At 68.6% G+C, this 26,944-nt stretch carries 25 protein-coding genes; 12 read left to right on the forward strand and 13 right to left on the reverse strand.

Going from position 1 to position 26,944, the window contains the following annotated elements; all coding sequences use genetic code 11:
• Positions 1-16 precede the first annotated feature (16 nt).
• From U9979_RS05655 to U9979_RS05665, 3 genes are all read left to right on the forward strand, one after another.
• Complete coding sequence (locus U9979_RS05655; protein ID WP_322778539.1) at positions 17-874, forward strand: sigma-70 family RNA polymerase sigma factor; 858 nt, start codon at positions 17-19, stop codon at positions 872-874.
• Positions 871-1,155: a mycothiol system anti-sigma-R factor gene (rsrA, locus tag U9979_RS05660; protein WP_322748959.1), complete on the forward strand. Its 285-nt coding sequence runs from the start codon at positions 871-873 to the stop codon at positions 1,153-1,155. Before U9979_RS05655 ends, rsrA begins: the two co-directional genes overlap by 4 nt.
• Positions 1,156-1,221: 66 nt before the next feature.
• Positions 1,222-2,172 carry a GDP-mannose 4,6-dehydratase gene (locus tag U9979_RS05665; RefSeq protein ID WP_322778540.1) on the forward strand — a complete coding sequence of 317 codons (951 nt, stop codon included), beginning with the start codon at positions 1,222-1,224 and terminating at the stop codon, positions 2,170-2,172.
• 112 nt (positions 2,173-2,284) lie between these two features.
• Here U9979_RS05665 and U9979_RS25080 read toward each other — a convergent pair whose 3' ends face one another.
• Positions 2,285-2,359, reverse strand: coding sequence for a 50S ribosomal protein bL37 (locus tag U9979_RS25080; protein WP_369809780.1), 75 nt, complete (start codon positions 2,357-2,359; stop codon positions 2,285-2,287).
• 33 nt (positions 2,360-2,392) lie between these two features.
• Entirely contained in the window at positions 2,393-3,037 is a 645-nt protein-coding gene (locus U9979_RS05670) for a DUF5317 family protein (protein ID WP_322748957.1), read from the reverse strand.
• A gap of 314 nt (positions 3,038-3,351) precedes the next feature.
• Between U9979_RS05670 and U9979_RS05675 the strand changes: the two genes are divergently transcribed.
• Positions 3,352-3,582: a biotin/lipoyl-binding carrier protein gene (locus tag U9979_RS05675; RefSeq protein ID WP_322754132.1), complete on the forward strand. Its 231-nt coding sequence runs from the start codon at positions 3,352-3,354 to the stop codon at positions 3,580-3,582.
• Between the two features lie 368 nt (positions 3,583-3,950).
• On the opposite strand, the gene bioB is transcribed toward U9979_RS05675, so the two are convergent.
• The 3 genes from bioB to U9979_RS05690 form a co-directional block, all read right to left on the reverse strand.
• A complete protein-coding gene (gene bioB, locus U9979_RS05680) occupies positions 3,951-5,006 on the reverse strand; it encodes a biotin synthase BioB (RefSeq protein ID WP_416210137.1) in 1,056 nt (351 codons plus the stop codon).
• A 241-nt stretch (positions 5,007-5,247) separates the two neighbouring features.
• Positions 5,248-5,964: a dethiobiotin synthase gene (gene bioD, locus U9979_RS05685; RefSeq protein ID WP_322748955.1), complete on the reverse strand. Its 717-nt coding sequence runs from the start codon at positions 5,962-5,964 to the stop codon at positions 5,248-5,250.
• Positions 5,961-7,196, reverse strand: a complete 1,236-nt coding sequence (locus U9979_RS05690) for an 8-amino-7-oxononanoate synthase (protein ID WP_322778541.1) — start codon at positions 7,194-7,196, stop codon at positions 5,961-5,963. The genes bioD and U9979_RS05690 overlap by 4 nt, the downstream gene beginning before the upstream one ends.
• Before the next feature lie 113 nt (positions 7,197-7,309).
• Here U9979_RS05690 and U9979_RS05695 point away from each other — a divergent pair, with 113 nt between their 5' ends.
• Positions 7,310-8,782, forward strand: a complete 1,473-nt coding sequence (locus tag U9979_RS05695) for a sensor histidine kinase (protein ID WP_322748953.1) — start codon at positions 7,310-7,312, stop codon at positions 8,780-8,782.
• Positions 8,783-9,049: 267 nt separating this feature from the next.
• On the opposite strand, the gene U9979_RS05700 is transcribed toward U9979_RS05695, so the two are convergent.
• Positions 9,050-9,298 carry a WhiB family transcriptional regulator gene (locus tag U9979_RS05700; protein ID WP_239310115.1) on the reverse strand — a complete coding sequence of 83 codons (249 nt, stop codon included), beginning with the start codon at positions 9,296-9,298 and terminating at the stop codon, positions 9,050-9,052.
• A 481-nt stretch (positions 9,299-9,779) separates the two neighbouring features.
• Between U9979_RS05700 and U9979_RS05705 the strand changes: the two genes are divergently transcribed.
• Positions 9,780-10,514 carry a glycerophosphodiester phosphodiesterase gene (locus U9979_RS05705; RefSeq protein WP_322778542.1) on the forward strand — a complete coding sequence of 245 codons (735 nt, stop codon included), beginning with the start codon at positions 9,780-9,782 and terminating at the stop codon, positions 10,512-10,514.
• Here U9979_RS05705 and U9979_RS05710 read toward each other — a convergent pair.
• Positions 10,504-11,538: a diacylglycerol/lipid kinase family protein gene (locus tag U9979_RS05710; RefSeq protein ID WP_322778543.1), complete on the reverse strand. Its 1,035-nt coding sequence runs from the start codon at positions 11,536-11,538 to the stop codon at positions 10,504-10,506. The two genes, U9979_RS05705 and U9979_RS05710, sit on opposite strands and share 11 nt — an antisense overlap.
• A 122-nt stretch (positions 11,539-11,660) precedes the next feature.
• Here U9979_RS05710 and U9979_RS05715 point away from each other — a divergent pair, with 122 nt between their 5' ends.
• The gene (locus tag U9979_RS05715; protein WP_322778544.1) at positions 11,661-12,092 is read left to right on the forward strand and encodes a hypothetical protein; all 432 of its coding nucleotides are present in this window, start codon (positions 11,661-11,663) and stop codon (positions 12,090-12,092) included.
• 62 nt (positions 12,093-12,154) lie between these two features.
• Here the strand turns inward: U9979_RS05715 and U9979_RS05720 are convergent, their stop codons facing one another.
• From U9979_RS05720 to sodN, 3 genes are all read right to left on the reverse strand, one after another.
• Positions 12,155-13,207, reverse strand: coding sequence for an RNA polymerase sigma factor SigF (locus U9979_RS05720; protein ID WP_322766647.1), 1,053 nt, complete (start codon positions 13,205-13,207; stop codon positions 12,155-12,157).
• Positions 13,204-13,830, reverse strand: a complete 627-nt coding sequence (locus U9979_RS05725; RefSeq protein WP_416219514.1) for an anti-sigma factor — start codon at positions 13,828-13,830, stop codon at positions 13,204-13,206. Before U9979_RS05725 ends, U9979_RS05720 begins: the two co-directional genes overlap by 4 nt.
• Before the next feature lie 424 nt (positions 13,831-14,254).
• Positions 14,255-14,650: a superoxide dismutase, Ni gene (sodN, locus tag U9979_RS05730; RefSeq protein ID WP_322749120.1), complete on the reverse strand. Its 396-nt coding sequence runs from the start codon at positions 14,648-14,650 to the stop codon at positions 14,255-14,257.
• A 166-nt stretch (positions 14,651-14,816) separates the two neighbouring features.
• Between sodN and U9979_RS05735 the strand changes: the two genes are divergently transcribed.
• Positions 14,817-15,140, forward strand: coding sequence for a S24/S26 family peptidase (locus U9979_RS05735; protein ID WP_322749121.1), 324 nt, complete (start codon positions 14,817-14,819; stop codon positions 15,138-15,140).
• Here the strand turns inward: U9979_RS05735 and rfbC are convergent.
• Positions 15,101-15,718 (reverse strand): dTDP-4-dehydrorhamnose 3,5-epimerase, encoded by a 618-nt coding sequence (gene rfbC, locus U9979_RS05740; protein WP_322749122.1) that lies wholly within the window; start codon positions 15,716-15,718, stop codon positions 15,101-15,103. The genes U9979_RS05735 and rfbC overlap by 40 nt on opposite strands.
• A 437-nt stretch (positions 15,719-16,155) precedes the next feature.
• Here rfbC and U9979_RS05745 point away from each other — a divergent pair, with 437 nt between their 5' ends.
• Together U9979_RS05745 and U9979_RS05750 are read left to right on the forward strand one after the other, a co-directional pair.
• Positions 16,156-17,364: an NADP-dependent malic enzyme gene (locus U9979_RS05745; RefSeq protein WP_322749135.1), complete on the forward strand. Its 1,209-nt coding sequence runs from the start codon at positions 16,156-16,158 to the stop codon at positions 17,362-17,364.
• 607 nt (positions 17,365-17,971) lie between these two features.
• Positions 17,972-18,946, forward strand: coding sequence for a zinc-binding dehydrogenase (locus U9979_RS05750; RefSeq protein ID WP_322778562.1), 975 nt, complete (start codon positions 17,972-17,974; stop codon positions 18,944-18,946).
• Between the two features lie 86 nt (positions 18,947-19,032).
• Here the strand turns inward: U9979_RS05750 and U9979_RS05755 are convergent, their stop codons facing one another.
• Positions 19,033-19,209, reverse strand: a complete 177-nt coding sequence (locus U9979_RS05755) for a DUF6104 family protein (protein ID WP_322749123.1) — start codon at positions 19,207-19,209, stop codon at positions 19,033-19,035.
• 103 nt (positions 19,210-19,312) lie between these two features.
• Positions 19,313-23,005: a multifunctional oxoglutarate decarboxylase/oxoglutarate dehydrogenase thiamine pyrophosphate-binding subunit/dihydrolipoyllysine-residue succinyltransferase subunit gene (locus U9979_RS05760; protein ID WP_322778545.1), complete on the reverse strand. Its 3,693-nt coding sequence runs from the start codon at positions 23,003-23,005 to the stop codon at positions 19,313-19,315.
• Positions 23,006-23,230: 225 nt separating this feature from the next.
• Here U9979_RS05760 and U9979_RS05765 point away from each other — a divergent pair, with 225 nt between their 5' ends.
• Both U9979_RS05765 and U9979_RS05770 read left to right on the forward strand, forming a co-directional pair.
• On the forward strand, positions 23,231-25,360 hold the full coding sequence (locus U9979_RS05765; protein ID WP_322778546.1) for a hydantoinase/oxoprolinase family protein: 2,130 nt from the start codon (positions 23,231-23,233) through the stop codon (positions 25,358-25,360).
• A gap of 180 nt (positions 25,361-25,540) precedes the next feature.
• Complete coding sequence (locus U9979_RS05770; RefSeq protein WP_322778547.1) at positions 25,541-26,893, forward strand: acetamidase/formamidase family protein; 1,353 nt, start codon at positions 25,541-25,543, stop codon at positions 26,891-26,893.
• The last annotated feature ends 51 nt before the right edge of the window (positions 26,894-26,944 follow it).

Consider the following 26,944-nt stretch of genomic DNA (forward strand, 5'->3'; position numbering starts at 1 on the left):
TCCACTCGGAGGTTTGATGACTGCCCAGTTCGCGAGCGGGCCGGTGCCCAGCGTCGGCGACGCCGCGCCGACGCCAGTTGCGCAGATGCGGCCACTCGACGGCCGCACGGATGCCCAGGGCCGTTGTCCCACCGGACCGGTGGCTGGTTCCGCCGGCCGCTTTTCTGCCCGCGCGGCTGCACCCGGCGAGGTATCGTCCGTTTCAGTGGTCGGTGGCGTGCCCGTCAACCGGCGTCCCGCGGACGGTCCGAGGTACGAGGGAGTGGTCCTGGTCGACGAGACTGCCGAAGAGCGCGCCAGCCGTTTCGAGCAGGACGCCCTGCCTTTCCTTGATCAGCTGTATGCGGCGGCGCTGCGGATGACGCGGAACCCCGCCGATGCCGAGGACCTGGTGCAGGAGACCTTCGTCAAGGCCTTCGCGGCTTTTCACCAGTTTCAGGAAGGTACGAACCTCAAGGCCTGGCTCTACCGGATCCTGACGAACACGTTCATCAACACCTACCGCAAGCGGCAACGCCAGCCGCTGCAGAGCCCGACCGAGCAGGTCGAGGACTGGCAGCTGGCCGACGCGGAATCGCACACGTCCAGTGGGCTCAAGAGCGCTGAGACCGAGGCGTTGGAGCACCTGCCAGACAGCGACGTCAAGGAAGCTCTGCAGGCGCTGCCCGAGGATTTTCGGATGGCGGTGTACCTCGCGGATGTCGAGGGCTTCGCCTACAAGGAGATCGCGGAGATCATGGGTACCCCGATAGGTACCGTGATGTCCCGGTTGCACCGCGGTCGCCGTGGCCTGCGTACCTCCCTTGAGCACTATGCCCATGAGCGGGGTCTGGTTCGCGCCGGTCGTTCCGAGGTCGATGGCGGTGCATCGTGAGCTGTGGTGACCCGCACGGCGTCGACTGCCGCAAGGTGCTGGAGGCCGTCTATCTGTATCTCGACGGCGAGATTGACTTCGACCATAAGTACCTTATTCGGACGCATCTCGACGAATGCTCCCCGTGTCTTCGGCAGTTCGGCGTGGAGCACGAGGTGAAGCTTCTGATCGCCCGCCGATGCGGGGGCGAGCGCGCTCCGGACACTCTTCGAAAGAGTGTTCTGGAACGCTTGCGGGCGGCACGGGCTGACGCAGCCAGGGCCGAGTTTCGCGCCGAGTGAGTGCAGTGCCCGGCGGGGGATGGTCAGCCTACGGTGGCTCAGCGCCGACCACTAAGCTCGGGAGCCGTGCGTATTCTCGTCTCCGGCGCGGCCGGTTTCATCGGTTCCACGGTCACTGACCGTATGCTCGCCGACGGCCACGACGTCGTCGGGATCGACGACCTGTCCACTGGGCGGCTTGAGAACCTGACGCAGGCTTCCCTTGACGCCCGGTTCTCGTTTGAGAAGGTCGATGTCACCTCATCTGATCTTGATGATGTGGTGGGGCGGGTTCGCCCGCATGCGGTGTTGCACCTGGCTGCGCAGATCGATGTGCGGGTGAGCATCAGAGATCCACTTCTTGATGCCCGGTTGAACGTGCTTGGCACGATCAACATGTTGGAGGCGAGTCGAAAGGCCGGCGTCGGGAAGTTCGTCCATACGTCGTCCGGTGGTTCGATCTACGGGACGCCCCGGCATCTGCCGGTCGACGAGACCGCGCCGGTGGCTCCCGAGTCCCAGTACGCGGCCGGGAAGGCGGCTGGCGAACTGTACCTGTCGGTGTACCGAGCGACATATGGTCTGGCGACGACCGCGCTTGCGCTCGGTAACGTCTACGGGCCGCGCCAGGATCCGCACGGCGAGGCCGGTGTGGTAGCGATCTTCGGGACGGCCATGCTCGAGGGACGTCCGACCATGATTTTCGGTGATGGTGCCACCACTCGCGACTATGTCTTCGTCGGCGATGTCGCGGACGCCTTCGCTCGCTCAGCCTCGGTGGATGCGGCCAACGGCGAACGGCTCAACATCGGGACAGGTACCCAGACCGCCGTCCGGGAACTGCACAGCAGGCTTGCGGGGATCATCGGGGTGGCCGACACCCCGGAACTCGCGCCGTCGCGCCCCGGGGAGCTGGCGCGGATCGAACTCGATGTCAGCAAGGCACAACGGCTGGTCGGTTGGCGACCTCAGGTTGATCTTGATGGTGGCCTGGGTCGCACCGTCGACTGGCTGCGGCCCCGCGTCGGCACCGGCTGAGAGTGCCCGGCAACAGGGGTGCGTGCCCCGGCCCCGGTGTGTGCCCCGGCCCCGGCTTGGGGGCGGGGCACACACCGGGGCGGACGTTCGACCGCGGCCCGCCGGCGCCGGCTCAGGTGTTGGGGCGTTTGCCGTGATTGGCCTTGTGCTTGGCGCGTGCGCGCCGCTTACGCTTCTTCTTCGCCACGTCGGGTACCTCCTTTCCGCTCCGGTCATCCTGTCACGGGCGCTCGGCCGGCCGTGCCGCCGCGACGGCCGCCACCGGGTCCGGATCCGTTGGAAGAGTGGGAGAAGCTGCACCGGAGGTTATGGACCGCGTCACGCGGACGCGGCGAGCCTCCAGGGTGCGGCGCGCCCGCACCGGTGCGACCGCTCCGAACAGCCCTGCGCCGGCGGCGATCAGCACGTCGCCGATGCTGACCACGGCCGGCGCGTTCGGGAATGCCAGCGGTATCACGTCCGTCGCCGGACGCAGGACCGTGGCGGTATCCCCCGGAGTGTACTGGGAGGACGCCCACACCTCGCTGACCGCGATGCCGGCGCGTTCGGCTCCCGACAGTGACACCGGCATCCGACCGCCGTTGGCGAGGACCACCACCGTGTTGAGCGTGATCCCGGCCAGCAGCAGACCGAGGCCCGGTAGTCGGGAGTTCGCCGCCGCGAAGAGCGCGACGGTCACCATGGCCGTGACCCAGGCGGCGACCTGGACGCCGGGGATGACCCGCCCGAGGACCAGCGCCGCGAACGCGGTCGCGAACATCCACGGGCGTGCCACATAGATCCGAACCAGGGCGTCCGGCGTCCCACCACGAATCAGCCCGACCGTGACGCCACCGATCAGGGCGAGTACAAGGAGAACGAACACCCTCGTAGTGTGCTTGGTCCGCGCAGCGGTGGACCGCAGGGGCGACATTCCGGCATGTCTGATTTGCCGCGCGTCGCGGTCCCGATCGGCTGGAGGACCAAAGGGCGCGCGACGATCGTCAGATCGCGCGCCCGGAGGTCATAGTCTCCGGAGCGTTGCCGGAAGATCATAACGGAGGTTGGCCACCGCCGGCTTTGGGTGGATCGGCCGTTGAACCGGGACTTTCTTTGTCGCCGTGGCGCGCAGCGGTCGCGTCCGGGTGCGCACTACGCTCACGGTGTGCGTTTGTCCGGTCGGCAGTGGGAAGGGGAACCGTGGCCGAGGAAGTTCGAGCCGAGATGGTCGCCAACGTGTGGAAGGTCGTGGTCGGTGTCGGTGACACGGTGTCGGCCGGGGACACGCTCGTGATCCTCGACTCCATGAAGATGGAGATCCCGGTGCTCAGCGAGGACGGCGGTCGGGTCGCCCGGATCGCGGTGCAGGAGGGGGACGTCGTTCAGGAAGGCGACCTGATAGCCCTCCTCGACGGCCTGCCAGCGGCCTGACCGTAGCCGCACAGGGGCTCAGCCGACGGTTGAGCCGTGTTCACTGCAACGTGCCGTCCACCCGGTCGGTGTGACCTGCACGACCAGCCGTCGACGGCAGCTCTGGCAGAAGCGTGGCGGTTCCAGCAACCGGGCCCGGTGACAGGCGTCGTGCTCTCCGTCGGAGAGCAACCGTCCGCACCGGTCGCAGAAGGCCGTTTCCGTTCCGCTGACAGTCATGCCACTGAGATTAGAGCGCCCGGCCCCGCGACGCCGCGTCCCTATTGCCGGGCGCTCTTTGGCTTCCCGGGGCCGCCGGGCGCGCGGTGGGACCATGATTGCGCGCCCGACGGAGTCGTCGATGTTGCGGTCAGTCGTCGATGATCCGGTCAGAAAGTGGCCTGCATCGACTTGATCGGCATTTTGAGGTCGGCGAGCATCGCAAGGTCCGCCTCGGCCGGGCGTCCCAATGTCGTCAGGTAGTTGCCGACGATGACGGCGTTGATGCCACCGAGCATCCCGTCGACCGCCAGGTCGCCGAGGGTGATCTCACGACCGCCGGCGTAACGCAGGATGGTGCGCGGTAGCGCGAGCCGGAACGCGGCGATCGTCCGCAGCGCGTCGGTGGCGCTGATCACAGGTAGGTCCGCGAAGGGTGTACCGGGCCGCGGATTGAGGAAGTTCAGCGGCACCTCATCGGGCTCCAGCGCGGCGAGCTGCCCGGCGAGCTCCGCCCGTTGCTCCAGCGTCTCGCCGACACCGATGATCGCGCCGCAGCACAGTTCCATACCGGCCGCTCGCACCATCTCGCAGGTCTCCCACCGTTCCTGCCAGCTGTGGGTGGTCACGACCTGGGGGAAGTGCGAACGTGCGGTCTCCAGGTTGTGGTTGTAACGGTGCACGCCCATGTCGACGAGGGCGTCAACCTGTTCCTGGGTGAGCATCCCGAGCGAACAGGCGATGTTGATGTCCACGGCGGCGTGGATCGCGGCGATGCCCGCGCGGACCTGGCTCATCAGCCGCTCATCCGGGCCGCGTACGGCCGCGACGATGCAGAACTCGCTGGCGCCGGTCTCCCTGGTCGCCTGTGCGGCCTGGACCAGCGACGGGATGTCCAGCCAGACTGCGCGGACCGGCGAGTCGAACTGCCCGGACTGGGAACAGAAGTGGCAGTCCTCGGGGCAGCCGCCGGTCTTGAGACTGACGATTCCCTCGACCTCGACCTCCGGGCCACACCAGCGCAGCCGCACCTCATGCGCGAGTGCGAGCGCCTCGCTGATCCTCTCGTCGTCGAGCTGCAGTACAGCCAGTGTCTGCTCGGCCGACAGGCCGTTACCATCCTCCAGTACCTGACTACGCGCTACCTGCAGGATGTCGGTGGAGGTACTGACGTCTTCGCCTGATTGGCGTGCGGCGGGCGGGGCGGTCGCTGACGATGGCGGCACGGTGGTCTCCCTGTGGTCCGACGTGGACCTCGACTCGTCTGACGGTGCGGAGCTGCGGAGATATGGCGGTGCGGAGATATGGCGGTGTGGCGGTGCGCCGGGCGGCTTCACGTTCGGCCACGCTCGTTTCCCACGGTGGACGCTCGCACACCGGCGGAGGTTCACGCGCGCTCGTCGGCGATAGTTCTCAGTCGGGTCCGGTCGGTGAACAACTGCCCGACACCTGCTGTTGCCCATCGTGTCACGGAGTGTGTCTCTCTCGGAACTGTTGGGCGTTGAAGGTACCGCCCAACGCAGGTGCGAGGCACGCTCGGGCGGTGTCACGGAAGGACGCCGCATCCGCGGCGCCAGACCCGGCCGGTAGCGCTCCGGCGAGCGGGCGGGCGGCCAGCATCTCCAGGTCGCTGATGTTCGAACGGCAGGCGAGGTCCGGATCGGACGGCCAGGAACCGATGACCAGACCAGCCAGCTCCAGGCCACGGTGGGCCAGCGCCTCCAGGGACAGTGCGGTGGCGTTGAGGGTGCCGAGGTCGGCCGCACTGACCAGCAACACCGGCGCAGCCAGCGCGCGGGCGAGATCGGCCACGGTGGCGCCTTCGTCGTCGTAGCGGACCAGCAGCCCGCCCGCGCCTTCCACCAGGACGAGCCGCCGACCCCGGGCGAGCTCCGTTACCTGTCGGGCGACGTCGGCGAGTTCCACCGGAGGGCGTCGGGTGAGCCGGGCCGCCGCGGCCGGCGAGAGCGGCGCCGGGAAACGGGCGCACTCGTGCAGGTCCTCGACTCCGGACAGCTGCCGCACATGGTCGAGGTCGCCGGGCTCACCTGGGCCGACGCCGGTCTGCGCGGCCTTCACCACGGCGACGTCGATGTCCCGGTCCCGGGCCAGCGTGGCCAGCGCAGCCGTGACAACGGTCTTGCCGACACCGGTTCCGGTCCCGGTCACCACGAGCACCGTCACCCGGGCGCACCTGGAGTCAGCGCACCTGGAGTCAGCGCACCCGGAGTCAGCGCACCCGGGGCCGGTGTGCCCAGAGCGGTGGCGAAGGCGGTCGCGGCGTGGGCCAGGTCGGAGTCGGTGAGGTCGGCGCGGGCCGCGATCCGCAGCCGGCTCGTCCCCGGTGGCACGGTCGGGGGACGAAAACAGCCGACCGCCACACCGTGCGCCCGGCAGACCGCCGCCGCCTCCACCGCGCGTGCGGGTTCACCCAGGATGACCGATACCACCGCTCCGGCCGGCTGGGGCGCGGCCGTGAGCGCGGCGAGCTGGCTGGCCCGCCGTCGCACGTCGTCGGCGAGTGCGGGCGTGGCGGCCAGCAGCTCGAGCGCCGCCAGCGCGGAGCCGGCGCAGGCCGGGGCGAGTCCGGTGTCGAAAATAAACGTGCGGGCGGTGTCGATCAGATGCGCACGGACCGCTGCCGGGCCGAGCACCGCTCCACCCTGGCTGCCCAGGGCCTTGGACAGCGTCACGGTGGCCACCACATCCGGCTCGCCGGCCAGTCCGACGTCCGCGAGCGCTCCCCGGCCGCCCGGGCCGACGACGCCGAGACCGTGCGCGTCGTCGACGAGCAGCAGCGCGCCGTGGGCCCGGGCGACGGCGTGTAGCGCCGGTAGCGGCGCAAGGTCGCCATCGGCGGAGAACACCGAGTCGGTGACGACGACGGCGTTGCGCCACGGCTGCCCGGCCAGTGCCGTGTCGACGGCATCGACGTCGGTGTGCGGGACGATCACTACTCGTGCCCGGGAGAGCCGGCAGGCGTCCACCAGCGACGCATGATTGCGCTCATCGGAGACGATCAGGTCGTCCGGACCGGTCAGCGCGGTGAGAACGCCCAGGTTGGCCGCGTATCCGGTGGCGAAGACCAGCGCGGCGGCGAAGCCGGTATGGGCGGCGAGAGCGTCCTCCAGGTCACCGTGCAAGGTCGTCGTTCCGGTCACCAGCCGGCTTCCGGTGGAGCCCGCGCCCCAGGTTCGAAGCGCCCGCACCCCACCGTCGACCACGTCGGGATGACGCGACAGCCCCAGGTAGTCGTTGCCGGCCAGGTCCAGCTGGCGGGGTGGGTCGCCGGCGGCCCAGGCGGCGGGTGTGCGCGGATTCACAGTGCGCCGCAGGCCGGCCTCCTCCCGCTGCCGGGCATGGCCGGCCAGCCATGCGAGCGGGTCGTGTGCGGGGTGACCTGCGAGGGGATGCACAACGGAAGCCTATGGTCGACCGGCATGAGCTGACGAGGGATCAGGTGTTCGACGTGGCACCGATATACGGCCGGGGCTCCGGCGGTGGCACCGCGTCTGGCAGTCTGCCTTGCGTGGGAACGCTGGCGGACCTTCTGCGCGAGAGCACCGATCTCGGCGCGGATGACATCGATCATCTTCATGCCCTGGTGGCGGACTGGGCCCTACTGGCCGATCTGTCCTTCGCGGACCTGTTGCTGCTGGTTCCCAGTCGGGCCGTGGTGGCCCGTGGCGGGTCCGGTCCAGGAGCTGAGTTTCTGGTGGTCGCGCAGGTGCGGCCGACCACCGGGCCGACGGCGTATCACAACGACGAGGTCGGCAGCGTTGTGATTAACAGATGGGTGGTGCAGAACTCGTGGCGGGAACGCCGGATCGCCCGCGAGGGCGAGCCGGAGTGGGACGGCGGCGTGCCGGTCCGGACCGAGGCGATCCCGGTTCTGCACTCCGACCGGGTGATCGCGGTACTGGCGCGGGATACGAACCTGGCCACCACCCGCACACCCAGCGCCCTGGAATCAGCCTACCTGCAGTGCGCGAACAACCTGGCGCTGATGGTCGCACAAGGGGCCTTCCCGTTCCGGGGAAGTGCGGCCGAGCTGCCCGAAGCGCCCCGGGTCGGTGACGGGATGCTCCGCCTGGATGGTTCGGGAAAGGTCATCTTCGCCAGCCCGAACGCGCTGTCGGCCTACCGCCGCCTCGGATACACCGGCAACGTCACCGGTGAGGACCTGCGGTCGGTACACCGGACGCTGAGCCTGCCGGCGACCACCCCGGCCGTGTGGCACGCGATCGGTCGCCGCCGGCCGGTTGAGGTGGAACTGGCGGTCGCCAGCACGGTGGTGCTGTTGCGCGCGATCCCGCTGTTCCCAGGGGCCACCCGGGAGGTGCTCGTCCTGGTCCGCGATGTTTCCGATCTTCGGCGTCGCGAGGCACAACTGCTCAGCAAGGACGCGACCATCCGGGAGATCCATCATCGGGTGAAGAACAACCTGCAGACGGTCGCGGCTCTGCTACGCCTGCAGATGCGTCGGACCAAGGCGGATGAGGCACGGCTGGCGTTGCGCGAGTCGGTGCGCCGGGTGACATCGATCGCCGTGGTCCACGAGACGCTGTCGCAGAGTCTCGGTGAGTCGGTGCCCTTTGACGAGATCGCCGATCAGATCACGTCGGTCACTGTTGATCTTGCCTCGACCGGAACGCGCGCGAACACGACCCGCAAGGGATCGTTCGGCCGGTTGCCCGGCGAACTCGCCACGCCGCTGGCGCTTGTGCTTTCCGAGCTTCTGCAGAATGCTGTCGAACATGCGTTCGATGGTTCGGCCGGCACGATCGAACTCCGCGTCCATCGTGGTGTCGACCGACTGGACGTGGTGGTTGCCGATGACGGCGCGGGGTTGCCCGACGATTTCCAGCTGGAGCACTCGCCCAGGTTGGGCCTCCAGATCGTCCGCCAACTCGTGCTCGGTGAGATGCAGGGAGCGATCCGGCTCCAGGCCGGACCGGAGCGTGGTACGGAGGCCCTGTTGTCCATCCCGTTGCCACCGTGAAAATTTTTTTGAAGATCTACGTTACGAGGACCGTCGAGGTGGGTACAGCACCACCGTGCCTGGCGCCGTCCCACCCCGTTCTGGCCCCCCATGTCCTGCTGTCTCGACCCCTGTACAGCGGGTGTCGATAGTTCCGTTCGCAGACTGCACGAATACGGACGGGAATGGCATCAAGGCACGCGGCAACATCCCTGGGGCCGATGCGTCACTTCCGGGCCACCTGGTACGTCGTCGTCTAGCTTGTGCCGGGTTGGTGGTGGTGGGTAATCAGGCGGTGCGAACTCGGGTGCGCGCAGTGCGTTTGAGTGCACGGCGTTCATCCTCGCTCAAACCGCCCCAAACCCCGGAATCTTGCCCGGTGTCAAGTGCCCAGCTCAAGCAATCACTTGTTACAGCACACCGCCTGCAGACGGCCTTTGCTTCTTCGACCTGGCGTTCAGCCGGACCGGTTGTACCGATCGGGAAGAAGAGCTCGGGATCCTCGTCACGGCAGAGCGCTCTATGGCGCCAGTCCATGCGTACAACTCCCTCTCTCGTCTCGGGCCACACTGCACGTGAGACGCTTTGCGAGCCGCTACGGTTGCGCCGCACTTCCCGACAATCATTCGGATGTCGGATCCGTGCGGATTCTCGATCTTTCGACCGCCTGCACCCTCGCGCGTGAGCCCGAGGTGTACGTGGTCCATCCACCTCGGACATTCGCCACCCTCCCACCGCAACTGCCATGCGCGCAAGAACCTGGAAGTGGCTTCGCACCCCTTCCTGCCTGCACCTGTCCCGTCGAGACACAGGTGGACCACGCCTTGCGGTTGGTCGAACGACGTTGACAGACAGACTCTCCCAGCACCGCCGACCCAGTGAACGCACATGTCCGGGGGATCTGGAGAACATGCCGGATTGGCCTTGGCTGTCGCCGTCCACGGGTTTTGTGCTTACGCGGATCCCACCGGGAGGTCCCTGCCGATGGCGGTCATGGCCGTGATGGCATCGTTGGCTCATGCAGGTTCTTGGTCATCGCGGTAGCCGGACTCCCGGCCCGGAGAACACCGTTGAAGCAGTGGACGCCGCGTTGCGGGCCGGTGCCGATGGTATCGAAGTGGATGTACGGCGCAGCGTCGACGGCGATCTGGTGTGTGTCCATGACGCCCGGATACCGGGCCGGCTGACCGGCCGTGCTGTGATCCGTCGAACCACCCGCGAACTGAGCCATCTCGGTGTGCCCACCCTGACCGACGTCCTTGACGTCTGGGACGGCCGCGGCCGGATCATCCTCGAGGTCAAGAACCAGCCGGGTCAGCCGGACTTCGACGCCCCGCGGGAGGAGACCGCCCGGACCCTGATCGACCTTTTGCGGGCTCGTGGGTTCGGCCGGGTCTCCGGCGCCGTCCCGCAGGTCCCGGCGGCCGTGACCGTCTCGTCGTTCGACTGGTTCGCGATCGAGGCGGTACGCGACGCCGAGATCGCCGTGAACACGGCCTTCCTGACCATGCCGCGAATGTCGGTGGCCGGCGGCATCGCCTATGTGCGGTCGGCGGGACACCAGGAGCTGCACGCTCACGTCTCGTCCGTGCTCGGTTCGGCGGCGATGCCCGAACGGGCCCGGGCGGCTGGAGTGGGTCTGGCGACGTGGACGGTTGCCTCGGTGGCCGACGCCGAGCAGTTGCGCGACGCCGGCGTGGATGCGGTGATCTGCGACGATCCAGCGGAGCTTGTCCGCACACTCAGACGATGACGCGCAGGGCCCTGGGCGTGGAGCTGACCGTCAGTTCCGTGTGCGGCCCGAGGTACTCGCCGTCCAGCTGCAAGGGGATCGCCTGCGCGGCCGTCAGCGTGATCCGCGCCTGGTCGTGCAGGGCAAGAACATCGCGGCCCTGAGGTCCCCGGGAGCCGTGCAGCATCTGCAGGATGCTACGGGTTGTCGTCATCACCGTCAGTCGACGCAGGCCGACAAGGTCCAGCCCGCTGTCGAAGGACGCGTCCGGGCAGGCACGCACCGGGCGGGCGTTGAGATAGGTCCATGGCGTCGTGTTGCAGACCACGGCCGCCAGCACGTGTTCCGGTACCGGATCGGGGTGGCCCGGATCGTCCGGCAGGCTCGCGCTCCGGACATCTGCCGCTGCCTGTGCCGTCTCTGCCGTCACCAGCTCGCCCAGCTCGCCCGTGGTGACGGTGATCGGGGGACAGCGTCGTCCGGTGTTGCGGATGAACCGGCCGAGTGCGGAGCGGAGGTAGAGCCCGGGGGTGTTGCGGCGGCCGTGTACCCGTTTGCGCTCGACCTGCTCGACGACTGCCGCGTCCAGACCGAAGCCGGCGCAGAAGGTGAACCAGCGTGACTGGCTGATGCCCGACGAACTGGTGAAGGTTGCGTGCCCGAGCCCGATTCGGCGGCTGCGACCGTCCCGGAGCGCCTCCAGAAGCTCTCCGGTCGCTTCCACCGGGGACGGCGAGTAGCCCAGTGCACGGGCGAAGACGTTGGTGCTCCCGCCGGGCACCACCGCGAGGGCGGGAGCACCGGGCGCCGGCCCCGACCGCAGGAGGCCGTTAGCGATCTCGTTGACCGTTCCGTCGCCGCCGAGCGCGACAACCAGGTCGAGGCCGTTGTCGGCGGCGCGCTCAGCGAGCTCGGCGGCGTGGCCGCGGCCCTTGGTCATGACGACGTCCACGCTGAGGTCGGCGGCAAGTGCACTGACCAGAACGTCACGAATACGCTGGGTCGTCGCCGTTGCAATGGGGTTTACGACCAACAGCGCGCGCATGATGTCCACGGTAGCCGGTGGGACTTTGCACGGTCGCTCGTAATCCTTGCGACCGGTTTGACCCCTCGTGGGACGTGACCTTCACCATGGTCCGCGCGGCCACGTACTGTCGGGATGTGCCTGTGAGGACCGACCTGCGCCGCGATCGTCTGCGGGACGCCGTGCATACCCCACCGGCCCTGCCCGTCGCTGTGGCGCTACTCGGTGGCGAAGGACTCCTGCTCGGCGGTCTCGGCGTGTTCCTGATCGTCCGCGGATTCGGCGCGGACACCGACGACCGCGGCCGGGCGGAGCTTGGTGGTCTGTTCGCCGTCGTCGCCGCCGTGGGGCTCTGCCTGCTCGGACGGGCACTGCTGGCCAGGCGGTGGTGGGCACGCTCGCCGGTCGTCGTCGTGCAGCTGTTGTGCCTGCCTGTCGCGGTCAGCCTGCTCCAGGGCGGTCGCTATGGCGAGGGCATCCCGCTGCTCGCCGTCCCCGTCGCGATCCTGACGCTCGTCGGCCTGGCTGGCGGCTACCAACCGCGGGATCCCGGCGAACCGCGGGATCCCGCCTAAGCGACCCGGAGAGCTCGGCCGGCCGGTGGCGCGAAGAACCATGATCGCGCCGCCTTTGGTCGTCAGGCGTCCTCCAGCAGGCCGCGACGGAGTTGGGCCAGGGTGCGTGCGAGCAGCCGTGAGACGTGCATCTGCGAGATCCCGAGCTCCGCGGCGATCTGCGACTGCGTCATGTTTCCGAAGAACCGCAGCAGCAGGATTCGCTTCTCCCGCGGCGGCAGCTTTTCCAACAGCGGCTTGAGCGACTCCCGGTACTCGACCCCTTCGAGGGACTCGTCCTGGACCCCGAGGGTGTCGGCTACCGCCGGGGCTTCGTCGTCGCCTGAGTCCGGGGCATCCAGCGACACCGCCGAGTAGGCGTTGGCGGACTCCAGGCCCTCCAGTACCTCCTCCTCGGTCATCTGGAGATGGGCGGCGATCTCACTCACCGTCGGCGACCGGCCGAGCGTCTGGGACAGCTCCGAGGTGGCCTTCGTCAGCGACAGCTTGAGTTCCTGCAGCCGTCGCGGAACCCGGATCGCCCAGCCCTTGTCCCGGAAGTGCCGCTTGATCTCGCCGACGATGGTAGGCGTCGCATAGGTGGAGAACTCCACCCCGCGCTCGGGATCGAAGCGGTCAACAGACTTGATCAATCCGATCGTCGCGACCTGGGTCAGGTCGTCGAGCGGCTCGCCGCGGTTACGGAAGCGACGGGCCAGGTACTCCACCAGCGGCAGGTGCATCCGGACGAGCTGGTCGCGGATCTCGGCCCGTTCGGGGGTGCGGTCGGGCATCGCGACCAGCTGGGCGAACAGTTCGCGGGCGCGCGCCCGGTCGTTGGTCCCGCCTGGATGGCTCGAACCGTAGCGTGGATCGTTGTCTGGCCTGGCCTGCGCCGTGACCGCCGCACTGGGCGCGGCGGACGCCGGCGGCGGGATGTCGCCTCCGCCTGGTCCGCCTGGTCCACCTGGCCCACCTGCGGGCGACTCGTGCTCGGCGGCATCATCGGGGGTTGCTGCGGCGGGGGCCGATGCGTTCTGGGCGATGAGGCCGTGGGTGTCGTCAAGCAAAGGCCGCGAGCGTTGCGTGGCCGGGGTCACGGCGTCCTGCAACGGTCGCGTGCGCCCTGCGGTCACGGCGCGCCCACCGGTCCGTTGCTCGGCGCGCCCGCGTTCCCGGTCCATGGTGTCGTGGTAGCCCGAGTCTCGGCGGTCGTGGGGCCGGGCACTCGGTTCTCGGGCACTCGGTTCTCGGGCACTCGGTCTTCGGGCACACCGCGCCGCTTTCGCAGCCTGATGGTGACCCGGGGATCGGCGGTCACCGAGCTGGAGACCTCATCGGCGAGGGCGGTCAGCACCGTCCAGGCGAACGTGTCGGTGGACGGGGGTTCGCCGTCCAGGCTGAGCACCGTCACCGCGACCTGGATGACTCCGGGGGCGAGCTCGAAGGTGCATTCCAGGTTCGACCCGGGCACAGCCGACAGCAGGAGCAGAGCACATGCTTCGTCCACGGCGATCCGCAGGTCCTCGATGTCGTCGAGGGTGAAGTCGGCACGGGCCGCTAGCGAGGCCGTTGCGGTCCGAAGCACCGACAGGTAGGCGCTTGCCGCGGGAAGCGTGAGCTGCACAATGTCCCGCAGCCCGCCACCAGGCACTCCGGAGCTGGGAACTGTGCTGGTGGAGGCCCCGGTACCGGGGGCCCCGCCACCCGGGACACCGCCCTGACCGTTCGCGGTTCCGGTCTTCGGCGTCGTGTCCACCGCGGTACCCCCTTGTCGCTCAGGGCCTCCGGCGGCGTGAAAAATCATGATCGCGCCGCCCTCGGCCGCTCGTGTCGCTGTGGGCCTCCGGCGGCGCGAAAATCCATGATCGCCCCGTCCTCGGCCGCCGGCGTCCGTTCCCAGCTCGTGCCACGTGAAGACCACCGTACCCAGCGCTGCGGTGTCATCGCAGGTCGGGTGATCAATTCTGGCGATTGTGACGGTGATTCCGACTACGTCCCATCGCCCTGGATATGGAGATGGTCCTACCGAGACGAAAAAACTGATCTTTCTGGAAGAATAAGGGTATTCGTCCCGCTTCCCGTGTCCCGCGATGTGGCAAGTCAGCCGGGTCGGACCGGGCCGGGCAGAGCGGAGCCGTTCCTGACGGATCGGTGGAGCCGATCCGTCAGGAACGCTGTTTCTATGCGGCCTTGGTCTCCCAGAAGATCGTGGAGATCCGGTCAATGAGCTCAAGCAACTGCTGCCCGTCGGCCGGGTCGACCGAACCCTTGGCGCCGGCCGCTCCCGCCGCCTTGGTGGCCTGCCAGAACAGATCATGCAGGTCGGGGTACTTCTCGACGTGGTTGGGCTTGAAGTAGTCGGTCCACAGCACCCACAGGTGGTGCTTGACCAGCTCGGCGCGCTCCTCCTTGATGGCCAGCGCACGGGCGCGGAAGGCCGGGTCCTCGTTCGCCTGGTACTTCTCCTGGATTGCCTTCACCGACTGCGCTTCGATCCTCGCCTGGGCCGGGTCGTAGACCCCGCAGGGCAGGTCGCAGTGGGCGCTGACCGTTGTCTTTGGACGCAGGAGGCTCATGCCGCCGTCCTTTCTCGTCATGCTGGACGTATCTCGTCCGCTGGACCGATGAGGAACATCAGGTGGGTGCAAAGTGCAAGGTGCAAGGTGGCCGTCAGGCGCGGCGGGCCGGAGCGATCCTGGACGGCATCTGGGCTCTGTCCCCACCCTCTGGCAACCTACCCGGGTGAGCCGAGGTGTTGCGGTACGGGCGGTCTGGGTCAGTGGGGAGTCCATGCTGCCGACCCTGCGCGACGGTGATGCGTGTGTGGTGCTGTGGGGGGTGGCCCCACAGGTGGGAGATGTGGTCGTGGCGCGGCTGCCCGGGCGCGGGCTCGGGGTGAAGCGTGCGGCCTTCGTCGAACCCGACGGGTCGTGGTGGCTGCGATCCGACAACGTCATGTTCGGCACGGACAGCGCGACCTTCGGCTCTGTGCCGTCGCAGGACGTCCTGGGCAGGGTCGTCGCCCGCTATTGGCCGCGGCCCTGCTGGCTGCGCAGGGCTGCATAGAAGGCGAGGCAGTCGGAGTAGGAGGGGAGCAGGCCCGCGGCTTCGGCGTCCCTCAGCGACGGGGCAGCAGCGTCTTTCTCGGACAACAGCGGCGGCACCTCCGGTGGCCACGGCAATGCCAGTTCAGGGTCAAGCGGGTCGATGCCGTGCTCGTGTGAGGGGTTGTAGGGCGTCGAACAGAGGTAGGAGATCGCCGCGTTGTCGGTGAGTGCCATGAAGGCGTGACCGAGCCCCTCGGCGAGGTAGAGGCCCCGCCGGTCAACGTCGTCGAGCACGACCGCCTGATGCGTGCCGTAGGTCGGCGAGCCGATTCGGATGTCGACCACACAGTCGAGGACCTGGCCGTGCACACAGGTGACATATTTGGCCTGGCTGGGCGGGATATCGGCGTAGTGGACGCCACGCAGCGTCCCGCGCCGACTCACGCTGTGGTTCGCCTGGGCGAGATCGAGTGGGTGACCGATCACCTTGGTAACGGTCTCGGAGCGGAACCACTCCAGGAACGTGCCTCGGTCATCGGTGTGCTGGCGGGGGGTGAACACCCAGGCGCCGGCTATCGCAAGTTCATGAACCTCCACGAACGCGCACCGTACCGGGTAATGATGCCCTTTGGGTGGCCAACTTGTCCGCGGCTGTCAGCGGGCACCCTGAACAGCCCGTGCTGTCGGCTTGCCGACCATGGCGGCTGGCTGTTGTCGATCATTGCGGCGCCGCCGGTCCGGTTCGGCCAGCGCGGCTCCATTGGGGTTGCTGTGCTGATCCATCGGCGTTTCGACGCGCCGCCTGTTCGTCGGCGCGCACCTTGTGCGTCCGGGCACATGGGCGTGCTTCAGTCGGAGTCCAGAGGCGTTCGCGGGCGGGCCGACGGGTCCGCGTGTCATATTGGGCAGCATCCCCGGGCAACCCCCGGCTTCGCCGTCCAGGCCTCCCACCCGTCGAGGCATCTCGTCCGAGGGAGTATGTGATGACTGCCACAACCGACCATTCCGTTGGTCATGCCGGGCCAGATCCGTCCATGCGGGTGCCGGCCGCGCCGGCCGCGCTCACGGACGTGCCCGGATCGGTCGGCCGCGACACCGACCCCGTCTTTGTCCTGCACAAGGGCGGGAAGATCGGCCTAGCTGTGACCGTTGCGTTGAACGACCGTGAGGACCTGTCGCTCGCCTATACTCCCGGCGTCGCGCGGGTCTGCATGGCCATAGCGGCCGAGCCCGCGCTTGCCGACGACTTCACGTGGAGGTCCAACGCGGTCGCCGTGGTGACCGACGGCACGGCGGTGCTGGGGCTCGGCGACATCGGCCCGGCCGCGGCGCTACCGGTCATGGAGGGCAAGGCCGCGCTGTTCAAACACTTTGCCGGCGTGGACGCGGTGCCGATCTGCCTCGACTGCACCGAGGTTGAGGAGATCGTGGAGACCGTCGTCCGGTTGGCGCCCGGTTTCGGCGGCATCAACCTGGAGGACATCTCCGCGCCGCGGTGCTTTGCCATCGAGCAGCTGTTGCAGAGCCGGCTGGACATCCCGGTGTTCCACGACGACCAGCACGGGACGGCCATCGTGACGCTGGCCGCCCTTGAGAACGCCGCTCGCCTGACCGGCCGACGTCTGGGCGACCTGCGTGTGGTCGTGTCCGGCGCGGGTGCCGCGGGTGTGGCCGTGACCCGCATCCTACTGGCGGCCGGTATCGGGGACATTGCGGTCGGTGACAGTCGTGGCATGCTGCACACCGGGCGTTCCGACCTCACTCCGATCAAGGCGATGGTCGCGGCCGAGACCAACCGGGCCGGCCTGTCGGGTTCGATCAACGATGCGCTCGCCGGAGCCGACGTCTTCATCGGTCTGTCTTCGGGCAAGGTGCCCGAGGATGCGGTGGCGTCGATGGCGCCGGAGTCGATCGTCTTCGCCATGGCGAATCCCGATCCCGAAGTCGACCCGGAGGTTGCGCACCGCTACGCCCGGGTCGTGGCGACCGGTCGAAGCGACTACCCGAACCAGATCAACAACGTGTTGGCCTTCCCGGGCGTGTTCCGTGGAGCAATGGATGTTCGCGCGAGCCGGATCACCGAGCCGATGAAGTTGGCGGCGGCCAACGCTCTCGCCTCGGTGATCGCGGATGAGTTGACCGAGCGGCACATCATCCCGAGTGTGTTCGACGACCGGGTGGCGCCGGCGGTTGCCGCCGCCGTGGCGCAGCAGGCCCGCGTCGACGGTGTCGCCCGTCGGTAACCCGAAGGTGTCGCCCGTCGGTAACCCGAAGGTGTCGCCCGTCGGTAACGGCGGCTCCCTGCGGGGGATGCCGACCCCGGGGAACCTGGGCACACTGCCCAGGTTCCCCGGGCCCAGGCCGGCATCCCAGCTCAGGCGGGCGTCCCGGGTTCAGACACGTCCGCAGCCGGCGCACGGGCGGTTCTCGGAGGCGTCCACCAAGGGCCGGAGCGTCCCGCATCCTTTGTAGCTACAGGAGACGAAGTCCGTCGCCGAGACGATGACGATCGTGTCGTTGCCGGCGTGTGCAGATGGTGCAGGGTCGGCTACCAGAACGGGCGTGCGCTGTCTGCGGCGGAACCATCGGGACGAGCCCATACTGGTCGCCGGTACCTGTTTGTGTGACACCACATCGAAGAGTGGAGCACAGTTTGGACGGCCACGCGATGGGCGCCGCGCTGCTCGTGAGCTTACCCACCCGTTTATTGTGATCATATCGATTGTCTGTCGGGTGGGTTTTGGGCTGGTGTCGCTGTGTCTCGCTGTGCCGATCGGTGGCAGTCGCCTTCGCATCCGCGGGCGCATCCACTGGGCCGCATTGCATCCGCAGCGGCTCTACTGTGTACCGATGCTCGCTGTTTCCGCCGTCTCGCAGAGCCCTGACGATCCGCTGTCTGGTCTGGCTGTCACGCAGCGGCCAGAACCCTCCGTCCCCGACGGCTGGACGACGGTGGCCGTCCGGGCGGCAGCGCTCAACCATCATGATCTTTTCAGCCTGCACGGGGTTGGGCTACCGGCGGACCGGCTGCCGATGATCCTGGGGTGTGATGCGGCCGGCGTGAGCGCGGACGGCGAGGATGTCATCGTCCACGCGGTCGTCGGTGACCCGGCCGCGGGTGGCGGCGACGAGACGCTTGACCCGCGACGTTCGCTGCTCTCGGAGCTGCATCAGGGAACCCTTGCCGAGGTGGTGACCGTACCGCGGCGCAACCTCGTGCCCAAGCCCGCGTCGCTGTCCTTCGAGGAGGCCGCCTGCCTGCCGACGGCCTGGCTGACCGCCTACCGGATGGTCGTCAACCGGGCCGGACTGCCGCCCGCCGGTGGTGGCACCGTGCTGGTGCAGGGTGCGGGTGGTGGTGTGTCCACCGCCGCGATCATGATCGCGAAGGCTGCCGGCCATACCGTTTTCGTCACCTCGCGAGAGGCATCCAAACGTGAGCGGGCCATCAAGATCGGTGCGGACGGGGCGTTCGAATCCGGGGCACGGCTACCGGTCAAGGTGGATGCGGTCATCGAGACTGTTGGCGCGGCGACCTGGGCGCACTCGGTGCGGGCGCTGCGTCCAGGCGGCCGGATCGTGTGCGCCGGCGCGACGAGTGGCGCGAACCCGCCGGCCGAGTTGAACCGGATCTTCTTCCTGCAACTGTCGGTGATCGGTTCGACCATGGGCACCCGCGACGAGCTGGCCGACCTCGCGACCCTGGCCGATCGCGTCGGCCTACGGCCGCTCATCGCCGATGTCCGGCCGTTGGCGGATGCGCGCGCGTCGTTCGCGCAGTTGGCCGGCGGCGAGGTCTTCGGCAAACTCGTCCTCACCGTCTGATGCTCACCGTCCGAGGCCGATCTGAGGTGGCCGTCAGCCGCCGATTCCGGCCGGTCTCAGCCGTGCCCGTCTCAGCCGTGCCCGTCTCAGCCGTCCGGGTCGTCGAGCCGGGCCAGGTAGGTGGCCAGTTCCTCGACTGCATCCTCGTATTGAGGATGCAGATCGACGAACGCGCGCAACTCGTCGGCGAGCCAGTCGAGCGTCACGGTCTCCCCACCGCGACGCGTCGACAGCTCCTCGATACCCCTGTCGGTGAAGTACACCGTCCGCTCCGCTTCCCGGCCCCTCTTTCAGGCGCTCTCAGAGGGCCAAAGGGCATGTGATGATCGTCAGATCGCGCGCCCGGAGGCCGCAGTCTCCGGAGCGCTATGCGGTGAACGCCGCCTCGACCAGCGCCTTCTGCTCCTTCTCGTGCACCGAGGAGGACCCGGACGCGGGCGCGGCCGACGCCTTGCGTGACACCCGACGCAACCGTAGCCCCGCTGGCAGGGCGTCGGGCAGGTGGATGGCCATGTGCGGATAGGCACCCTGGTTGGCCGGCTCCTCCTGGACCCAGACCACGTCGGCCAGGTTCGGGTAGCTTTTCAGGACGTCACCGAGCTCCGTGACCGGCGTCGGGTAGAGCTGTTCGATCCGGACGAGCGCGGTGTCGAGGACTTTCTTGCCGGTCTGCTCGGCCAGGAGGTCGTAGTAGACCTTCCCGCCTGAAAGCAGTACCTTCCGGACGCCAGCCCGGTCGCTGATCCCGGCATCGTCGATCACCGGCCGCCATGACCCGGACGTCAGCTCCTCGACCGTCGAGGTCGCGGCCTTCAGTCGCAGCATCGACTTGGGGGTGAACACCACCATCGGACGCCGCACCGGCGAGAGCGCCTGACGACGCAGCAGATGGAAGTAACTGGCCGGGCTCGACGGGGCGGAGACCACCATGTTGTTCTCGGCGCACAGCGACAGGAACCGCTCGATCCGGGCGGAGGAGTGGTCCGGGCCCTGACCCTCATAGCCGTGCGGGAGCAGGAGGCCGACCGAGTTGCGCTGGCCCCACTTGGCTTCACCCGCCGCGATGAACTCATCGATGATCGACTGCGCCCCGTTCGCGAAGTCGCCGAACTGTGCCTCCCACAGCACGAGCGCTTCTGGGCGGGCCACCGAGTAGCCGTACTCGAAACCCATCGCCGCGAACTCGCTCAGCAGCGAGTCGTGGACGTAGAAGGTGCCGGCGCCGTCCTCGGCCTCCAGCGACTTCAGCGGGGAGTAGTCCTCACCGGTGTGCCGGTCGACCAGAACGGCGTGCCGCTGGCCGAAGGTGCCGCGCCGGCTGTCCTGCCCGGCAAGGCGGATGGGCCGACCGTCGAGCAGGATTGAACCGAACGCGATGGTCTCCGCGCACGCCCAGTCGATCGTTCCGTTCGCGATCATCTGGGCTCGGCGTTCGAGCTGCGGGCGCAGCCGGGGGTGGACGGTGAATCCGGCCGGCAGGGCGGTCTGCGTGTCGATGATCATCTTGATGGTGTCCAGGGACACGGCGGTGGACACGGCGGCGGCCGCTGCGGCCTCCGCCGGTGTCGTCACCAGCCGGGGTCCGCGAGCCGGGCGCTGGGTGGTGTCACGGGTCTCCGCGAACGCCTTCTCCAGCTGCGCCGAGTAGTTCTTCATGGCCTGCTCGGCCTCGGCCAGCGTGATGTCACCACGGCCGATCAGCGCTTCGGTGTAGAGCTTGCGGACCGACCGCTTCGTGGCGATCGTGTCGTACATCAGCGGCTGGGTGAACGACGGCTCGTCCATCTCGTTGTGCCCGCGCCGCCGGTAGCACACCATGTCGATGACGACGTCCTTGTGGAACGCCTGCCGGTACTCGAAGGCCAACCGGGCCACCCGGACACACGCCTCGGGGTCGTCCCCGTTCACGTGGAAGATCGGGGCCTGCACCATCCGGGCGACGTCGGTCGCATACACCGACGAGCGGCTGGCGATCGGCGAGGTCGTGAACCCGACCTGGTTGTTGATGACGACGTGCACAGTCCCGCCGGTGCGGTAACCGCGCAGCTGCGAAAGGTTCAACGTTTCGGCGACCACACCCTGGCCGGCGAAGGCTGCATCCCCGTGGACGAGCACGGGCAGGACGGTGAACCCCTCGGGACCCTTGTTGAGCATGTCCTGCTTGGCCCGGGTGACACCTTCGAGCACCGGGTCGACCGCCTCCAGGTGGGACGGGTTGGACACGAGCGAAATCCGCACCTGACGGCCGTCCGGGCTGGTGTAGAGGCCCTCCGCGCCGAGGTGGTACTTCACATCGCCCGAACCGTGTGCGGTCTGCGGGTCGACGTAGCCCTCGAACTCGGCGAAGATCTGTCGATAGGACTTGCCGACGATGTTCGCCAGCACGTTCAGGCGGCCGCGGTGGGCCATCCCGAAGGTGACCTCATCCATTTCCGCCTCGGCGGCCCGCTGGAGTACCTCGTCGAGCAACGGGATCGCCGATTCGGAGCCTTCGAGGGAGAACCGCCGCTGCCCCACGTACTTGGTCTGCAGGAACGACTCGAACGCCTCGGCCGCACCGAGCCGCTCAAGGACGTGCAGCTGCTCGGCCGGGTCTGGCCGCTCAGCGGCCCGCTCGACCCGCTGCTGGATCCAGCCCCGTTCGTCGGGCTCCTGGATGTGCATGTACTCGATGCCGACCCGACGACAGTAGGAGTCCCGCAGGACACCGAGAATATCGCGTAGCGTCATCCTACGGTGGCTGGCAAAGCCGTCGACGGGGAACTCGCGGTCGAGGTCCCACAGGGTCAGGCCGTGGCTGATGATGTCGAGGTCGGGATGGCTGCGGATGGCGAACTCGAGGGGGTTCGTGTCGGCCATGAGGTGTCCGCGCACCCGGTAGGCGTGGATCAGTTCGAGGACCCGGGTGCCGTGGTCGAGGTCACCTTCGTGGGACGAGGTGATGTCGGTGACCCACCGCACCGGCTCGTACGGGATGCGCAGCGAGCGGAAGATTCCCTCGTAGAAGTCATCCTCGCCGAGCAACAGCTGGTGCATGCGACGCAGGTACTCGCCGGACTGCGCACCCTGGATGATCCGGTGGTCGTAGGTGCTGGTCAGCGTGATGATCTTTGAGACCGCCAGCTTCGCCAGCGTCTCGGTGGAGGCGCCCTGGAATTCGGCCGGGTATTCCATGGCACCGACACCGATGATCGTCCCCTGGCCCTGCATGAGGCGCGGAACCGAATGCACGGTGCCGATGCCCCCGGGGTTGGTCAGAGTGATCGTCACATCGGCGAAGTCGTCGGCGGTGAGCTTGTTCGTCCGGGCCCGCCGTACAAGATCTTCGTAGGTGAGCCAGAACTGGCTGAAGTCCATGGCCTGGGCCTGCTTGACCGCGGCCACCACCAGCTGCCGGGACGACCCCTTGACCAGGTCGATGGCGAGACCGAGGTTGACGTACTCCGGTGCGACCAGCGTCGGCTTGCCGTCGATCTCGCCATACGAGTAGTTCATGGCCGGCGCCGTCTCAAGGGCCTTGACCATCGCATACCCGATCAGATGGGTGAACGAGACCTTGCCGCCACGGGAACGGGCCAGGTGCCGGTTGATGACGATCCGGTTATCCGCGATCAGCTTGGCCGGGACCGCGCGTACGGAGGTCGCCGTCGGGACGTGCAGGGACGTCTCCATGTTGGCGACGACCCGGGCGGCGGCACCACGCAGTGGCGAGGTCGGGACGCCGTTGGTCGGGGTTGGTGCGACGTACCTGGATGTCGGCGCCGATGTCCGGGCCGGTGCAGGCGCAGGCGCGCTGGGCGCCGCGGCACTCGGTGCGCCGGTGGGCGCCGCGTCCACCTGGCTCGGCTGCGGCACCGAACCAGCTGTGACAACAGGGGGGACGGGCCCGGTCGTACTCGGCTGCCCGTTCACCTCGCCCGGTTGATAGTCGGAGAGGAACTCGCGCCACTCCGGCGAAACACTCTCAGGGTCCGCGAGATACTGCTGGTAGATCTCGAATACCAGCCACTCGTTGGGGCCGAAGTCGGGTCCGGACTCGGGTACCGTCGGTGCTGTCACGGGGGCGTTCCCCTCTATCTACCCTTTGTTATGGCCCGCTGTGCGGGCCCTTCCGTTGCTGTGTGCTCAGGCTACTCGTCGGCTTCATCTGATCTGTCCGAACGCTGTGACCCGTGAGACAGGCCACGGGCATGGGAAGTGTGCCAGTATCTGACAGGGACCGTCCCGATCCGGGCATTCGCGACGGGATCCGCGACGGGATCTGGGACATGCGAGGATCCACGCGTGGCGGTGTGGCTCGGGGTTGACGTGGGTGGCACTTTCACCGACCTGGTCGCGGTTGACGACAACGGGCAGCTGGTTTTCGCAAAGGTGCCGTCGGTGCCCGCCGACCCGTCGGTCGGCGTCTTGGCCGCCGTCCGTGGTGCCGGTTTCGCTACCGGCTCCGGGAGCGCAGGGCCCGGGCACCCCGGGCACGGGGCTTTCGAGCCCGCAACGGTCGAGCGCTTCGCCCACGGCACCACGGTTGCCACCAACGCGTTGCTGGAGCGGAGGGGGGCGCGTACCGCTCTGGTGACCACCCACGGGTTCGCCGACATCATCGAGATCGGTCGGCAGAACCGGCCGGCGCTTTACGACCTCACCCGCGATCGCCCGCCGGCACTGGTGCCGCGCGAACTCCGCTACACCGTCGTGGAGCGCACCGGGCCGGCCGGTGTGATCATTGCGCTGGATGAGGACAGTCCGCGGGAGGTCGCCGCGGCACTCGCGACTGTTGACGATCTTCAGGCCGTGGCCGTGTGCCTGCTGTTCTCCTTCGTCCATCCCGAGCACGAACGCCAGGTCGCCGACGTGCTGCGCAGCAGCCTGCCCGGGGTCACCGTGGTGGCCTCACACGAGGTGCTGCCGCAGTTCCGGGAGTACGAGCGGTTCGCCACCACCGTCGCCGACGCCTACCTGACGCCGACGCTGTCGGCTTACCTGCGGGCGCTCGCCCGCCGGTGCGTGGCCGCGGGGCTGCCGGTGCCCCTGGTCATGCAGTCCTCCGGCGGGGTGGTGGATCTCGGGACCGCAGCCGCTCACGCCGCGGCATGCGTGCTGTCGGGGCCGGCCGGCGGAGTGGTCGGTGCCGCCTACGTCGCGGGGCTGTCGGGCGTGGCCGATCTGCTCACCTTCGACATGGGCGGAACATCCACCGATGTCGCGCCGGTGCTGGGGGGACGGGTGCAGATCACCGCCGAGTCGATGCTGGCCGGCATACCGATCACGTTGCCCACGGTGGACGTGCACTCGGTGAGCGCCGGCGGTGGGTCGGTGGCATGGGTGGACTCCGGCGGGGCGCTGCGGGTCGGGCCCCGCTCGGCCGGCGCCGACCCCGGCCCGGCATGCTACGGCCGCGGGGGGACCGAGCCGACGGTGACCGACGCGGACCTGGTACTCGGCGCTCTGGCCGACGGCGCGAGTCTCGGTGGCGAGGTCAGCCTGTCGCGCGCGTCCGCCCACAACGCGTTGGCAGCCCTCGGTATGGAATTGAGGACGAGCGCATCGGGGACGAGCGGGGGAGACCTGGCCGCGGTGGCCGCGGTGGCCGCGGCGGCCGGTGTGGTCGCCGTTGCCGACGCGGAGATGGTCCGGGCGCTGCGGGTGGTCTCGGTGGAACGTGGGCTTGACCCGCGGGACCTGACCCTGGTGGCCTTCGGCGGTGCGGGTGGGATGCATGCGTGCGCGCTGGCCGAGGAGCTGGGGATGCACCGGGTGCTGGTGCCGTTGGCCGCCGGCGTGCTGTCCGCGCTGGGCCTTGCCCTCGGCGACGTCCGCCGGGACTACCTGCGCGCCGTGCGTGGCCTGCTCGCCGACGTCGACCTGGCCGCGGCCTTCGCCGAGCTGGCCAGGACCGCAGCCGGAGATGCCCCGCCCGCGGACCTGCCCGCGCTCACGGTCGAACTACTGGTCGACTGCCGGTATACCGGCCAGTCGCACGAGCTGACGATCGTGGCCGCGTCCGCGTCCGCGTCCGCGTCCGGGCGCGGGCGCGGGCTGCCGGGAGCCGGTGATGGTGTTTCCGTCAGCCGGGTGCGGGCGGCCTTCGAAGCCGAGCACATGCGCAGGTACGGGCATGTGGCCCCCGGCCGGGATGTCGAGGTGGTGGCCGTGCGGATGGTCATGACAGTGCCGGGTCGGCGCCCCCGGCTGGCCGCCCCGGCCGCCGATCCCGCGGCGGTGCGCGGCCGGCGCTCTGTGTACCTGGATGGTTCCTGGCAGGACGTGGCTGTCGTGCCCCGCGCGGGGTTGGGGCCGGGCGACGGCGTCGCAGGGCCGGCGATCGTCGAGTTCGCCGAGGCGACCTGCCTGGTGCGTGCCGGCTGGACCGCCGAGGTGGACGCGGTCGGCTCCCTCCTCCTCACCCGTGTCTGACGCATGACCGTGGTGGACGAGGTCGGTCGAGTGGGAATGAGTGGGACTGCAACACGGCAGAAACAGATGTGTCATGTTTCACTGCGAATCTGACGCCCGTGCCGCGTCATGACCAGTTCGCAGGTCGGGGCTCCTTGCCGGGGAGCCGTCCTGGCCCGGTGTCCGAGACGGCTGGCGGCCTTGACCGGATTTGTCGTCCCGGGCGCCGCCGGCGGCCCCGGATGCCTCGGTGGTAGCGCAGTAGTGGCGCTGCAGCCCGGCAAGGGAAAAGTGGACGGAAAGCACTACCTGCCGTCCACCCCGGAAACGGTCCGGTGGGGGCACCTGCCTACTGCCGAGACCCGGCCCGTGCTGAGCGTGGAGTCGGGCGCCACGGTGACGGTCGACACGGTCAGCCAGGAGGGGATCCTCGACGACCAGGGGCGCGACCCGGACGCCTTCTTCGCCGGCTTCGGTGTCGCGACTTCCGAGGTTCTCGACGACGCCCGCATGATCGCTTCTTCTGGTATCCCGCACCGGTTCGGCGTGGACGGTCCACACGTGGTGACCGGCCCGGTGTTCGTCCACGGTGCTGAGCGCGGTGACGTGCTGCGGGTGGATGTGGTTTCGCTGCATCCTCGAGCCAGGTATGGCGTTGTGTCGACCCGGCACGGCGCGGGGTTGCTCGCCGGGGAGTTCCCCGAAGGCGACCCTCCCGGTCCCGACGCGAATGCCCGTAACTGGACGGCTTTCCGGACGACGAGCAGCTTCTGTACCGTCGAACGGCGCCGGGGCAGGCTTTTCGGGGCGCTGGGTGGAACCGGGAACCGGAAGGTGCGTTTTCCGCTGTCGCCGTTCATGGGCATCATGTCGGTGGCGATCGACGGTGCCGGTCCGGTTCGTTCGACCTCGGTCGGAACACATGGCGGAGCTCTCGACTGCGGGGACCTGAGTGTCGGTGCCCGGTTGTTTCTTCCGGTGGGGGTCCCCGGCGCGCTGTTTGCCGTTGGTGACCCGCATTATTCGTCGGGTGAAGGAAAGATCGCCATGGTTGCGCTTGAAGGGCCGCTGCGCGCGACCTTCCGGCTGACCGTGGTAAAGGAATCCGTCGCTCGGTCCGCTCTCGGAGCGCTGCGCGAACCTTTCGTCGAGACCGACACCCATTGGATTTCGATGGGGGCACACGCCGATCTCGCGGATGCCGTGCGCCGGGCAACGCGCTCGGCCCTGCTCTTTCTGTCCACCCGACTCGGCATGGACCGGGCCGACGCGTTCGCGTACCTGTCCGCGGCGGCTGCCTTCGGTATCGGCCGCGCGGCCGGCGATTCCCGGACGGCGTACTGCCGGATTCGCCGGGCGGACTTCGGGGAGCCGGCTATCGCCAAGCCTCGGCTGGTACGCCCCGCATTCGGACGAGTCATCCCTACTCCTGGCACGGATGAGACCCGGGACGGACCGGATCCGGCGGCAGAAGGCGGACCGGATCCAGCCGGCGCTGATGGGCCGCGCAGCGTCGTGCCGGATGCGGCGGGCGGTGGCGAGGATGCGGGTTGACCCGGGGCGACCCGGCGGCTGGCGGGTTTGTCGGTGGCGTGCGGTACGAAG

Source organism: Protofrankia sp. Cas4 (assembly GCF_963555915.1).
Classification (GTDB): Bacteria; Actinomycetota; Actinomycetes; order Frankiales; family Frankiaceae; genus Protofrankia.

Excerpts from the sequence above, each read along its gene's own strand:
- U9979_RS05700 (WP_239310115.1), bottom strand. The coding sequence starts at position 9,298 with ATGGACTGGCGCCATAGAGCGCTCTGCCGTGACGAGGATCCCGAGCTC.
- U9979_RS05710 (WP_322778543.1), bottom strand. The coding sequence starts at position 11,538 with ATGCGCGCGCTGTTGGTCGTAAACCCCATTGCAACGGCGACGACCCAG.
- U9979_RS05745 (WP_322749135.1), top strand. The coding sequence starts at position 16,156 with ATGCGGGTGCCGGCCGCGCCGGCCGCGCTCACGGACGTGCCCGGATCG.
- U9979_RS05655 (WP_322778539.1), top strand. The coding sequence starts at position 17 with ATGACTGCCCAGTTCGCGAGCGGGCCGGTGCCCAGCGTCGGCGACGCC.
- sodN (WP_322749120.1), bottom strand. The coding sequence starts at position 14,650 with ATGAGCCTCCTGCGTCCAAAGACAACGGTCAGCGCCCACTGCGACCTG.
- U9979_RS05705 (WP_322778542.1), top strand. The coding sequence starts at position 9,780 with ATGCAGGTTCTTGGTCATCGCGGTAGCCGGACTCCCGGCCCGGAGAAC.
- U9979_RS05750 (WP_322778562.1), top strand. The coding sequence starts at position 17,972 with ATGCTCGCTGTTTCCGCCGTCTCGCAGAGCCCTGACGATCCGCTGTCT.